Raw genomic sequence first — 13,577 nt, 5'->3', positions numbered from 1 at the left:
ATTTATTTGTTATTTTCCAATCGTTTTATCATTGCTTTCATTTCTGCAATTTCCTTTTCTTGTGCCTTGATAATATCTTCAGCTAACTTTTTAACTTCTGGATCTTGGATATCAGCACGCTCACTTGTTAAAATCGCAATAGAGTGGTGAGGTATCATTGCTTTCATCCATAATATGTCTCCTACCGTTGATTTCTGGTCGCGTACCAATCCTAATGCACCAACAAATAGCACAATGCTACCCAAAACAATGGCGATATTCTTCTTTTTGTTTTGGTACATATTACGCATCGCCACAAACATTATAATGGCCATAGCAGCAATACCCAAGCAACTCATATAAAAACGAGTAAGGCTAAAATAGACGTGATCTAATTGATAAGAGTTTAGGTACATTGTAATGTACATTGCCACAAATGATGCCGCTAGCATACCTACAAATTTTGTGTAATTGTTTTTTTTTGAATTTTGATTTGAATTTTCCATTATATATTGATTTTAGTGTGACTTATTTTCGTTTCTTTTTAATTATTTTTCTAATGGTTGGGGATGAAGTGTACCAAAGTAAAAAACCACTTAATACAGTAATCAACCCTAATAGTGAAAACCCTCGCAATACTAATGTGTTAAAATTGTCTCTACCTTGATAATCCATAGTGTGTGTCATCCAAAGGAAATCGAACCAACGCCAATCCCTGTGTCTTACCGTTTGAAATGCGCCATTTTCAATGGCCACGTAGGCCTTTAAATTTTGAGGTGTTTCATACGAAATTTCATACGCCGGAAGTGGACGACCACGATATTCGTGATGCTGCCCTACCGTATCGACCCGTTGAATTTCAGCTATTTTTAAATCGGTTAGCATATACCTATTTGCAACTTCTTGCGCCTCTTCTTCAGAAACCCCATTTTTCTTATGTCCTGTTCTGGCATTAATAAGTTGTGTTTCATTAATCCAATAGTAAGGTTCGTTTGCAATTTCCAATAGTTCTAAAGTTTGGATTGGTTGCTCTGTATCGAGTTGAGATGTACCGAGTAAATCGTTAAAAGACTTCTGCTTAGGTGCTACTTTTTTAAACTGGTCGCCGTGAATTTCATCTATATCTGTCCAACTGAAATACATCCCGCTAATCGTCCACATCAAAAACTGGATACCTAAGAAGATACCCAAGTAACGGTGTGTTTTTCTAATCCATTTTGCTGTTTTTCTGTTGACCATTATTGTTTTTACTTTATTCTTTATCTATATTTTAATTCACGAAAAATTTTACAATCAGTCCACCTGTCAACCATATATAACAGATATAGGCTGCATATTTTAAAACACTCTCAAGCAATGGACTTTTCGGTGCCATTTCGCTCATTGAGTGCTCTACATCCTTTCTCTTGAAAAACCCTAAGTATATGAGATATCCTGAAATTGTGAGAAAAGCCATATTCAAATAGAAGGTATAGTCAATTTTGAAATGCTCTTTGTCCTGTATTTTAACTTGTGATGTGTCAGGCAACATCCCTAACAAATCGAAAGAGTAATGCAGAGCCAAAGCTGTTCCTATTAATGCCGTAAACAGTAAGAATAAAATGAACAGCGACATTTTCCACCCATAATACTTGGCATTAATACGAAGTACAGGAAAGACTACCAAATCACTAAAAATAAAAGCCATAACCCCTGCAAAACTCACGCCCTTTCCAAAAAGCAATGCCGCCAACGGAATATTACCCATTGAGCCAATAAAAGTCAAAAATGCGGCAATAGGTCCTACAACGATATGTTCCAATATTTCAAGAAAGGTAAAATCTGTATTGCCCTGACCACTATTGATAAATAGTGTCTGGAAGAAAGAATCGGGAACGAAGGCTGCGACGATACCTGCAATGGTAAAGCCAACGGTAACGTCCTTCCATACCATCTGCCATTCCATCTTATATTTTTTGGCAACCCTTGCCCAACTATCTTCTTTCTTGATTTGTTTTTTCCAATCTTTGGAATCATCCATTGAATCGTCATCTTCGTTCTCTAAATTCTTGCGCGCTTTTTCTATGAGCTTTTTAGGATTGATTATTCGTATCAAAATCCACGAAATAAGAATTAAAAGGATTCCACCTACATATTCGCCGACTACAAACTGCCATCCCAAAAATATGGAAATGATGATTCCAAGCTCAATTACGAGATTGGTCGATGCAAGAAGAAAAGCAATGGAAGACACAAAGCTTGCACCTTTTTTAAAGATAGATTTTGTGCCCGCTAAAGCCGAAAAACTACACGAGCTGCTTATAAAACCGAAAAACGTGCCTAAGAGTACACTTTTACCTTCACTCTCGTTCATTGTTTTTTGCATCCTTTTTTCAGTCACAAAAATCTGTATCATACTACTGATGATGTATCCCAAGATGAATGCCCAAAGCGCCATCCAGAAAAATCCGGTGGTCGTATAGGCCGCTTCGCCCCATTGTTTTAAGAATTCGCTCACAGTTTAAATTTTATTTTACATTTCTTGACGAAGAATGTGTTTTAATAATCTTCCATTTACCATCCATCTTTTTTAAGATAGACGTCGCTACTCCTTTTTTCTTTATCGTTCTACTTTCGCCTTTTTCATCTGGATTGAGCACGATAGTGTAGATGTAGGTTTCAGTAGTAAATGCATAAGGCAAATCTACTTCCGCATCAATTTCATAATCTGAAAATTCAAATTTTTTGAAATGCCCCAACTCAGGCCCCAAATGGTGTTCTATATAGTGCGCATACGAGCCTTCTACACCACCAGATTCAAATACTTTTGAATCTTCTGTAAATAGTTCAAATGTCCCCTCGGTCGTTAAGTTTTGTAGTGCATCTTTGTAAGCTTTCATTACTGCGATAACATCTTCTTTATCTTTAGAATCTTTATCATTCTGTGCATTGGTAATGCTGACTGTTGAAATGAGAACAGTTACGAGTGTAATAATTTTAAGTACTTTCATATTTATAGTTTTAAAGGGGTTATTTGTTAACGTGAATTCTATTAATGTTTGCAATACCAAATACCAATACCAAAAAGCTCAAGAAAACTTCCATCATTACCAATAGTTTACCTGCAATATTCAATGGTACAATATCTCCGAAGCCAACCGATGAAAAAGTAATTAAGCTGAAATATAAAAACTCAAAAAACTGTAATGAAAATGAGCCATTGAGCGCTGTACTCGGTTTAAAATTTTCAGGGTTCAAAGTATATAAAGCGTGATAATCTGCTGAAAACGAAAGGACAATCAAAATAATCAATACCCCAAATAAAGTAAGAACGTGGGTTAGCTGATGACTTTCGCCTATTATTTTACTTAACTGTATAAAAGTGAGCCTTACAATAAAAATGGTTTTGACCAAAGCCAAACCAACAATTATAAAGGGTAGAAATTGGCTGGCGGAATCTACACCTACCCATAGTATATAACTTAACGATAGAGCAATCACTATACTTGCAGTAAGCAATACCTTTTTAAAAAGTTGCTTGTAAAAGCCAATTCTTTCAGATTTTTCTATTGTGTTCACTTTAGTCATTTTCAATTTATTTTCTTAACTAAATAATTGAAGCGCCAAAGCACCACCAACTATTAAGATTAGTATGGTATATATTATGTAATTGAACCATTTTCTAACTACAGACTTTTCAGTTGTATTTTGACACCCGTCTTTGCAACACTCTTTCATTGTTATATCATCCTTTTTTATATGCAAAATCCTTTAAATAATACTTGAAAATGAGAGGCAACCTTTATTAACCAATAAACCAACCAAAATGTTTACCCCTCACAATCAAGTACTCTTCACTAAACTTCTCTTCACCATAAATTTTTAATTGCCTGACATAGGAAGAGAGATGTTATTATTTTAGGGATTTAATCTCTCTCCCTTGTGCAGGCTGCTATTAACCAAATCAACTTTTCTTTTTCAAAATTCGTTGTGCCTGACTAGGGAAGGAACTAACACTAACCATCAACATTGTTTTCCTTCCCAGGACAGGACTTAAAAACTATTCAGATATCTTTATCATTTTACAACCTTCTGTTAACTAATAAACCAGAACATTGAAAATATTTTTATACAAAAGGCTATCTATTGAATAGTTTTTTGAACTTTTCCGCATTTAAGCATTTTACTGCCGTAATATGGATTTTTCACTTCTTTACTTGTACTCAACCACGCACTACCCTTATCATACATTGGGCAAAATTGCTCGTATAACGTGCTTTTCGTACCCGTAATAGCTACCATATCAGTAATATCCTTACTTAACGTTTTAAAGTGCTCGCGTTGGTGGTCTATCGCACTTTCAGAAATATGTTCTGCGTGGTCGGTAGCATCTTCTATGATATCGGCCAGCTCTTTTTGTTGTTCTTTTGTATAACTACCCATATCAAATGCTTTAAGAGTGGCTACCAATTTTGTTCCTGCTTGTGCTGCCTTTTTTGTATCGTCCGCAACTAAAGCATCTTTTAAATTAAAGTAATCACTTAAAATAGCTTCTGCTTTTGCGTCACTATTTTTATTCATCATTTTGCTATGGTCCATTTTCATATCTCCGTGATCGTGGTTCATTTTTTCTTTTTCCTGTGCATTGGCAAAAGAAACTGCTAACAATAGCATTGCTGCAATACTCATTTTTAAATTTTTCATTTTAATTACTTTTAAATTATTGTTTATAAACTATCTTTTAATTGTGTGATAAAATTGATTAACTCTTCTGCTTCAGCTTCTGTAAATGTTGCCTCACTATGTATCAAAGTGTAAGAATCCAAAGGCATTTCGTCATTTTCAATCTGCTTGATAATAGACCTTAACTTACTTGCTTTTCTTCGGCTGGATAATGAATCCCATTCGTTGAAATTAAGTTCAGCTTTGCCTTCTTTAATATGGTCTTCCAAAAACCAAGCAACAGGTTGAATCTTATTATACCAAGGGTATTGAGTATTATTGCTATGGCAATCATAGCAGGATACCTGTAACTTTTTTTGAATAGTTTCTGGTACATTATTGACCAGCATAAAATCAGTTGACGGTACAGTATCACTTTGATTGCGTGTAGTGGGAATAAATTGAATTCCCACGAACGCTACCAGTAGTACTATTGCTATAATCTTTACAATTTTCATTTAGTTAATTTCACGTTGTACTTTGCCGCATTTTAACATTTGACTACCATAGTATGGATTGCGCACTTCCTCTTTAGTACTTAGCCAAGCTGTACCGCCATCATACATAGGGCAAAACTGCTCGTAAAGCTTCATCTCTGCTCCTGTTATAGCAACCATATCTATAACATCTTTACTTAAAACTTTAAAATGTTCGCGCTGGTGTGCTATATCACTTTCTGAAATGTGTTCTGCGTGTTCAACTGCATCCTCAACAATATCCTTTAATTCCGATTGCTGGGTATCGTTATATTGTGAGGCGTCAAAATTTCCTAAGGATGTTGCGAGGGTTGCCCCAAGTTCTTTGGCTTTGCCATTATCATCTCCCACCAAGGCATTCTTTAAGTTGAAATAGTCATTTAATACTGCTTGTGTATTACTATCTCCACCCATTGCCATTTCCTTCTTTTCGCCGTCGTGATGACCATCACTGTTATCGTGGTTCATTTCTGAATGGTCTCCATCCGTGCTATTTTGTTCTTTGCTGTTGTCTTTACAAGACATTACTGTTAAGGTTATGAATGCTATCGCAACTATACCTAATGTTGATTTTAATTTGCTCATTTTGTTTTAATTTAAGTTTGTGTTTATTAATAATTATTACTGCCTTTTTATAGTGTCTTATAATTTTTCAATGACGTTTTCCAACATTGCAGTTATTTCGCTGGCTACCTCATTCAATTTTTCATTTTTTACAGCTTGCATTGAAGCCATTGGGTTTACGGCCGCAACTTCAATGATACCTGCTTCGATTTCCTGTACTATGACATTGCAGGGCAACATCGTTCCAATTTTATCTTCTGCTTGCAAAGCTTTATGTGCATAGGGCGGATTACAAGCTCCGAGTATCCTATACTTTTTAAAGTCTATATCCAGTTTTTTCTTTAGTGTTTCTGTTACATCAATTTCTGTAAGGATTCCAAAACCTTCTTCATTTAATCCTTTTGTCACTTTCTCGATGACCTCTTCGAAGGTTCCATTGATTGTTTTATTAAAATAATAGTTCATCTTTTTAATTTTTAGTTGTTTAAAATCTTGCTAATAGTCCACCACCCAATCCATATCGGTTATTGTAGTTAGCTTGGATTGAAAAATTGCGCGAAAGAATGTATGCAACCCCTACCAACCATTGTGTTTCGCTTTCAAATGATTTATTATTCTCTAAATCATTGACCCATCCAAAATCTGCTCTGTATTCGTATTCGCCTTCCAGAAAAATTCTTGGAAAAATCAATAATTCTCTGTCCAAACGTATTCTTGGGCGTAGCTGATGGTCCATACTCACATCTACATTAAATCTATAAGGCGTAAAATACTTTACACCAACCAATCCTACGGTATTAAATGTATCGTAAGAATCTGGTGTTGACGTTTCGGTATTTACTCCTGCATAAACACGTACCCAATCGTTCAGATACCTATTATAACTTATTTCGGCTTCAAGATTTTGGTCGTAATCGAACTCTGTTCTCAAACCAAATTCATTTCGGATATTGCTCGACGTTAAAAAGAGTTCATTAAAATTTGAACCTGCACGAGCCAATCCCCACGAATAATAATGGTCTGTCTCATCGATAAGTTTCTGAACTGGATAATCTTTCATTCTATCATCCCTTGGGGTATCGTAACTAAACACTCTTGCCATACCACCCATCATATGGTACAATACGTGACAATGAAAGAACCAATCGCCATACTCTTCGTTATAAAATTCAATAATAACTTTCTGCATTGGTGGTACGTTTACGGTATGCTTTAATGGGGAACGTTCTCCTTTTTCATTGATGACCCTGAAGTAATGACCGTGCAAGTGCATTGGATGGTGCATCATAGTCAGGTTATTTAATGTAATTCTGGTTACCTCGCCTCCTTTTATATTTATCTTATCGGTTTCTGATAATGGCACCCCATTCATACTCCATACATAGCGATTCATATTACCTGTTAGGTTAAGCAACACTTCATTTACTGGTAAATCTGCCTTAAATTCAGTTTTTTCTTTTGCCTCTAAAAAATCATAGTTGAAGTATGTCTTTCGCTCCTCATAATCAAAAGAAGTAGAATCCTTCTGCATCATTGGCATATTGTGCATATGACCTTCCATTTTATTTGATGCTCCATTATGGCTCATTGACATCGAGTCTTTTTTCATTCCCATTGTATCATCCATCTTCATATCCATTTGGTCATTCATTTTGCCATCTTTCATCGACATCTTATCGTTCATCCCCATTTTCATCTCGCCGTCCTTCATATTCATCTTCATTCCGTACTTCTGCATTAAAACTTCGGGTGTATTCTTCTTCTTGTTTCCCACCATTGCAGGTGCTCCCATTTTCATATCCATTTTTGCCATTTGCTTCATCATCGCTACCTTATCAGGTCTATCAATTCTTTTGGCTGGGTAAAGAGTGCCATTACCTAACTGTATAGAGGTATGACCTGAACCATCTTGAGCGGTTGCGGTAATTTCAATAGTTCCTTCTGGAATAGTTACAATTACATCATACGTTTCGGCTATGCCAAAGAGAAATCTGCTTTTGGAAACGGGTTGCACATCAACACCATCACTGGAAACCAACATTGGGTTACCTCCGCCAAAGTCCATCCAATAATAGGTAGAAGCCGATGCGTTGATAAAGCGAAGCCTTACTTTTTCGCCAGCCGTAAATTCTGGATACTCTGCCAGTTTTTTACCGTTGGACAAAAATGCGGGATAATAAATGTCTGCAATATCAGCTCCTTCCATACGATCTCTCCAAAATTTAAGTTGAGCACCAAAGGCACCTTCTGAAATGACTCTACTTAATGGCACTGCTGTGCCTTTTTTAACTTGATACCACTCGTTACCTCTTTTAAGGTTTCGTAATACATTCATTGGTTTTTCATTGGTCCAATCTGATAATACCACGACTAAATCTTTATCATATTCCAAGGTTTTCTCTTTTGGATGAATGATAATAGACCCATAAACACCTTTTTGTTCTTGTAGCATTGTGTGGGAATGGTACCAATATGTTCCCGATTGGTTGATTGGAATCCTGTATTGGAAGGTTGTTCCTGGCTCAATCGGTGGGGTAGTTAAATATGGAACCCCGTCGTAAAAATTGGGAAGTATCAATCCGTGCCAATGCACTGAAGTTTCTTCATCCATTTTATTGGTTACGTTGATTATAGCAAGGTCTCCTTCATTAAATTCCAAAACAGGCCCAGGGATACCTCCATTGATGGTCATTGCATTGGCAGTAACACCTCCAAGTGTCATTTCGTTTTCTTCAATGGTAAGGTTATACTCCTTAACAGGTCGCCCATCTTCCTTTCTATCATTTCCGTTTGTGCCTACTTGGGCAAAAATTGAAGTTGTAAAAAGTAATAGCGTAATAATTTTTATTGTTTTCATTTTGTCAAATAATTTATGATGGCATATTCTGTATAATACCCTCTATTAGATTCGATTAAATTGATTTGAAACCTTAACTGCAATTCTTGTACATCGAGCACATCGTTAAAATCTATAGTTCCGGTTTCGTAATTCTTAATGAGAATTTCTTCGGCGTCATTCGCCTGCTTTAAATTGTCTGTTTGTACATTAAACTTAATTCTCATTGTATTTCTATTATAAATAGCTTGTGCAAGACGCGTTTCAAGGTTATTGAGCCTCTCTTCTTTCTGTGATTTTATTTCCAATTGTTTCAATTCATTTTGCTTTGTCACTGACTTATATTTATTATTGAAAATGGGGATTGAAATAGAAACCATAGGCATCACAATGTCTTTCCCATTATCGGAAAAATTCATATCTGGACGTTCTGATACAGGCACATAGTCCAAACCAAAACCGATATTGGGCGCACTCTCTTTTTGATTTAACAATTCGGCTTCTTCGATAGATTCATATAATTTATCGTATTTAATAAGTTCTGGGTTAAGCTGTAGATTGTCAGTCAAAATAAACACATCTTCTTCGGGAATTATCATCTGCTTTACGACCTCTACGGCAATATTTTCATCACGATTCAAAAGATTATTAAAGAGCGCTTGCTCCGCCAAATAATCTTGTTCCAGCACTTCTTTCTGCTGAATCAACTCGTTCTGTCTTATCTGAAGGCGAAGTACATCAACCGCTGATGCCTTTCCCACTTCTACAGAGGTTAATGCAAGGCGTTCATAGGTTTCCAGAAGTTCTATATTCTCATCCAGAATACCCTGTTTTGCACTTATGGCATAGAGTTTATAATAGGATTGGGATACTGATAACGAAAGTTTTCTTTTTGCAATCGCTATATCAACAAATTGGGCTTCGGCCATTGATGAAGCATAGTTTTCCCTTGCTGATATGGTTCCAAACCAAGGCAACATTTGTTTTACTGAAAAACGTGCACGTTGCGCCCCTGTTCGGGTTTCTGGTTCGCTCACAAAGTAGCCTAAGCCAATCTCTGTATTTGGTAACCAATCAGCTTCATTTACCTTTTCTTCCGCTATGTTGTAGCGCAATTCAAAAGCTTGAATTTCTGGATTATTCTTTTCGGCTTCCTGAATATAGGATGCTAAATCTTGTGCATTTACTTCCGCGAAAGCGAAAAAAACAAGTACTATTAAAATTATATATCTCATTTTGTAGCTCGTTTTAATTGAAATTCTTGTTTCCAGCTGAATAAAACTGGCACAACAAATAGCGTTACAAGTGCTATAAGCATTCCGCCAAATGAAGGGATTGCCATCGGAATCATTATATCACTCCCACGACCTGTTGATGTCAATACAGGTAACAAAGCGAGAATAGTTGTTGCAGTTGTCATCAAACACGGACGGATACGCTTTTCTCCAGCTTCAACTACAGATGCCCTAATTTCCTGTTTTGTTTCTGGGGTATTTCTATCAAAGGTTTGGGTCAAATAAGTTGCCATAACCACACCATCATCAGTTGCAATACCGAATAGGGCAATAAAACCAACCCAAACGGCAACACTCAAATTAATGGTGTGCATTTGAAAAAGATCTCGTAAATTCTCCCCAAAAAAGTTGAAGTTTAAGAACCAATCTTGCCCATAACCCCATATCATCAAAAACCCACCTGCAAAAGCAACGGCAATACCCGTGAATACCATTAATGATGTACCAACGGAACGGAACTGGAAATAAAGGATGAGAAAAATGATTGCTAGGGCTAAAGGCACAACAACACTTAAAGTTTTTTCTGCACGTAATTGGTTCTCGTAGGTTCCTGTAAAGCGATAGTTAATCCCTTTTGGCACGATAAGTTCTCCACTATCAATTTTTGATTGGATAAGCGCTTGTGCATTTTCCACCACATCTACTTCGGCGAAGCCATCCAGTTTATCAAAAAGAACATAGCCCACTAAAAATGTATCTTCACTCTTTATTACTTGTGGTCCTTGTTCATATCTAATAGTGACAAGCTCACTTAATGGCACTGGACTCCCTTTTTCAACAGGAACATAGATGTCTTTTAAATCATTAGGGTTTGCCCTTAATTCTCTAGGATAGCGAACTCGAATGCCATATCTTTCTCTACCTTCAACAGTCTGCGTAAGCACCATTCCTCCAACAGATACTTGAATGACCTGTTGTACCTGTTCGATGGTAATTCCATATCGAGCCAATCGGTCTCTGTCAATATCCAATAATAGATAAGGTTTCCCGACAATACGGTCAGCAAATACGGCCTCATCCTTAACCCCATCTGCTTGCTTAAGAATATTTTCCAATTGTACTCCAAAGGCTTCAATTTCCTTTAAGTCTTGCCCTTTTACCTTTATTCCCATTGGTGCTCGCATACCGGTTTGTAACATTACCAAACGTGTTTCAATGGGTTGTAACTTGGGTGCAGAAGTAACTCCAGGAAGCTTTGTGACTCTCACAATTTCTTTCCAAATATCATCTGGCGATTCAATTTCAGGTCGCCAGTTTCTAAAGTATTCTCCGTCATCATCTGGTATCAGTTGTGATATGTTGACAGAAAATGGGTCTGCTATTGCCGAAGCATCGTATGTTGCATTTTCAGTTTCTACTTCATTATTTGGATTGGTAACCAACCTTCCGTCCTTTAGAATAAACAGTCCATCTTCATTTACCTTAAACCGCTGTCTTTTACTTTTCTCATTTAATATATATTCAGACTTGTATTGAATGACATTCTCATACATTGATAATGGTGCTGGGTCTAATGCAGATTCTGTACGACCAGATTTACCAACTACGGTTTCAATTTCAGGAATACTGGCCACAGCCATATCCAATTGTTGCAATACCCGTTTGTTCTCTTCAACACCAGCGTGGGGCATTGAAGTGGGCATCAGCAAGAAAGAGCCTTCATTAAGAGATGGCATAAATTCCTTCCCTGTATTTTTCATAATCATTACCCCAAAAATTATAATGGCGGTGGGCAGGGAAAGAAACAATAGTTTATTCCGTAATGCCCAATTTAAAATACGCACATAATACTTTCTGAAAAGTGTGAATACACCTAGAAGGCCAAAACAGATAAGTCCAACAAAAATCAAATTTATAAATATGCTGCGATCGACGCCAAGTGGTCTCCAATATTCTGCCAATAAGAATATGATAGCAAAAGCAGACACAAATATGTTAATCACATTGGCACGTTTTGGGGTAATCTTCTCCTTTAGCGAGAGGATACCAACCACACCAAATGCAACTAATATTAATCCTAGCGGGTAACCAAAAATAAGTGCTACAACACCCAAAATAATCATTGCTCCATTTAGTATATAACTAAAAGAAGTCTTTATGCTACGCTTTTTAAATAAATATGCTGCGAACGGTGGGATTAAAAACAAGGCCACAATTAGGGATGCTGTTAGGGCAGCCGTTTTGGTAAAAGCCAATGGTCGAAACAATTTACCTTCAGCACCAATCATCGTGAATACAGGAATAAAGCTTATAATAGTGGTGAGTACCGCAGTCAATATTGCCCCAGAAACTTCGGCGGTTGCATTATATACTACCGTGTTCATTGGCAGGTTTTCCTCATTTTCATCAATATGCCGAAGCACATTTTCTGTAAGAATCACACCCACATCGACCATTGTTCCAATAGCAATAGCAATACCTGACAAGGCCACAATATTGGCGTCTACATTAAACAGCTTCATTGAAATAAAAACCATCAATACTGCAACAGGTAATAATCCTGAAATTAAAACCGAAGCCCTTAAATTAAATACCATTATAATAATTACGAAAATTGTAATTAAAATTTCTAATGTAAGTGCTTCGTCCAGCGTACCTAATGTTTCTTGAATAAGTTCTGTTCTATCATAAAAAGGAACAATGGTAAGTTGAGATGTTCTACCATCACTTAATGTTTTAGAGGGCAAACCTGAACTTAATTCATTGATTTTTTCCTTCACATTATTAATAACCGCCATAGGGTTAGCACCATATCGGGCTACCACGACACCACCTACAACTTCTGCTCCTTCTTTATCCAACAGCCCTCTTCTTGTTGCAGGTCCGTGGGAAACTTTTGCAATATCCTTTAAGCGTATTGAGGTAAAATTTTCTGATGTTACTACAGCGTTTTCCAAATCGGCAATGGATTTGACATATCCCAAGCCACGTATGAGATATTCCGCTTGGTTAATTTCCAAAGTTTGTGCACCAACATCCTTATTACTCTGTTTAACCGCTTTTACAACTTCATTCAAACCAATTTTATACTGTTTCATCAACTCGGGGTTGACATCTACTTGGTATTCCAATACATAACCACCTATTGAGGCGACTTCAGAAACACCACTTGCCGAAGACAGCGCATATTTCACGTAGAAATCTTGAATGCTTCGTAATTCCTGCAAATCCCAACCGCCAGTAACGTTTCCGTTTTCATCACGACCTTCAAGAGTGTACCAATAAATTTGCCCAAGACCAGTTGCATCAGGTCCCAATGCAGGATTTACTCCATCAGGTAGCAGTCCTGCTGGTAATGAATTTAGCTTTTCAAGTATTCGGCTTCGGCTCCAATAGAATTCGATATCCTCTTCAAAAATGATGTAGATACTTGAAAAGCCAAACATAGATGAACTTCGTATGGTTTTGACACCTGGAATACCAAGAAGCGATGTGGTTAAAGGATAGGTAATTTGATCTTCAATATCCTGTGGGGATCGACCATCCCATTTAGTAAATACAATTTGTTGGTTTTCGCCAATATCGGGAATGGCATCTACAGCCACAGGATTACGTGGAAGTGAACCAGTATTCCATTCAAATGGGGCATTAACGACTCCCCAAGCCACAAATAAAGCTAATAGCAAAACTGCTACGAGTTTATTTTCAATTAGAAATTTGATGCTTTTATTTAGCATAGAAATGATTATTAAGTAATTATAAATCTTGTTTAAAAAGTGACAAACA

The 13,577-nt window shown here is 36.8% G+C and carries 12 protein-coding genes; all 12 read right to left on the bottom strand.

The features are described from left to right. Positions 1–2: 2 nt before the first annotated feature. The 12 genes from HM990_RS00915 to HM990_RS00860 all read right to left on the bottom strand — a co-directional run bounded on the left by HM990_RS00915 (position 3) and on the right by HM990_RS00860 (position 13,528). A complete protein-coding gene (locus HM990_RS00915; RefSeq protein ID WP_026754892.1) occupies positions 3–485 on the bottom strand; it encodes a DUF305 domain-containing protein in 483 nt (160 codons plus the stop codon). 22 nt (positions 486–507) lie between these two features. Further along, positions 508–1,218: a PepSY domain-containing protein gene (locus HM990_RS00910; RefSeq protein ID WP_178987132.1), complete on the bottom strand. Its 711-nt coding sequence runs from the start codon at positions 1,216–1,218 to the stop codon at positions 508–510. A 31-nt stretch (positions 1,219–1,249) separates the two neighbouring features. Then, positions 1,250–2,476, bottom strand: coding sequence for a permease (locus tag HM990_RS00905; protein ID WP_178987131.1), 1,227 nt, complete (start codon positions 2,474–2,476; stop codon positions 1,250–1,252). Between the two features lie 10 nt (positions 2,477–2,486). Then, a complete protein-coding gene (locus tag HM990_RS00900; RefSeq protein WP_026754889.1) occupies positions 2,487–2,969 on the bottom strand; it encodes a YybH family protein in 483 nt (160 codons plus the stop codon). Between the two features lie 19 nt (positions 2,970–2,988). Then, positions 2,989–3,546: a potassium channel family protein gene (locus tag HM990_RS00895; RefSeq protein ID WP_178987130.1), complete on the bottom strand. Its 558-nt coding sequence runs from the start codon at positions 3,544–3,546 to the stop codon at positions 2,989–2,991. 555 nt (positions 3,547–4,101) lie between these two features. After that, positions 4,102–4,662: a DUF3347 domain-containing protein gene (locus tag HM990_RS00890; protein WP_178987129.1), complete on the bottom strand. Its 561-nt coding sequence runs from the start codon at positions 4,660–4,662 to the stop codon at positions 4,102–4,104. A gap of 23 nt (positions 4,663–4,685) precedes the next feature. Beyond that, positions 4,686–5,138 carry a heme-binding domain-containing protein gene (locus HM990_RS00885; RefSeq protein WP_178987128.1) on the bottom strand — a complete coding sequence of 151 codons (453 nt, stop codon included), beginning with the start codon at positions 5,136–5,138 and terminating at the stop codon, positions 4,686–4,688. Then, complete coding sequence (locus tag HM990_RS00880) at positions 5,139–5,741, bottom strand: DUF3347 domain-containing protein (RefSeq protein ID WP_178987127.1); 603 nt, start codon at positions 5,739–5,741, stop codon at positions 5,139–5,141. Positions 5,742–5,798: 57 nt separating this feature from the next. Then, entirely contained in the window at positions 5,799–6,185 is a 387-nt protein-coding gene (locus tag HM990_RS00875) for a DUF302 domain-containing protein (protein WP_178987126.1), read from the bottom strand. A 19-nt stretch (positions 6,186–6,204) separates the two neighbouring features. Then, positions 6,205–8,577: a multicopper oxidase domain-containing protein gene (locus HM990_RS00870; protein WP_178987125.1), complete on the bottom strand. Its 2,373-nt coding sequence runs from the start codon at positions 8,575–8,577 to the stop codon at positions 6,205–6,207. After that, complete coding sequence (locus tag HM990_RS00865; protein WP_178987124.1) at positions 8,574–9,791, bottom strand: TolC family protein; 1,218 nt, start codon at positions 9,789–9,791, stop codon at positions 8,574–8,576. The genes HM990_RS00870 and HM990_RS00865 overlap by 4 nt, the downstream gene beginning before the upstream one ends. After that, the gene (locus HM990_RS00860) at positions 9,788–13,528 is read right to left on the bottom strand and encodes an efflux RND transporter permease subunit (RefSeq protein ID WP_178987123.1); all 3,741 of its coding nucleotides are present in this window, start codon (positions 13,526–13,528) and stop codon (positions 9,788–9,790) included. Before HM990_RS00860 ends, HM990_RS00865 begins: the two co-directional genes overlap by 4 nt. Between the last annotated feature and the right edge of the window lie 49 nt (positions 13,529–13,577).

It is taken from the genome of Winogradskyella schleiferi, assembly GCF_013394655.1.
GTDB lineage: Bacteria > Bacteroidota > Bacteroidia > Flavobacteriales > Flavobacteriaceae > Winogradskyella > Winogradskyella schleiferi.
This window is presented reverse-complemented; position numbering and strand designations above follow the sequence as displayed.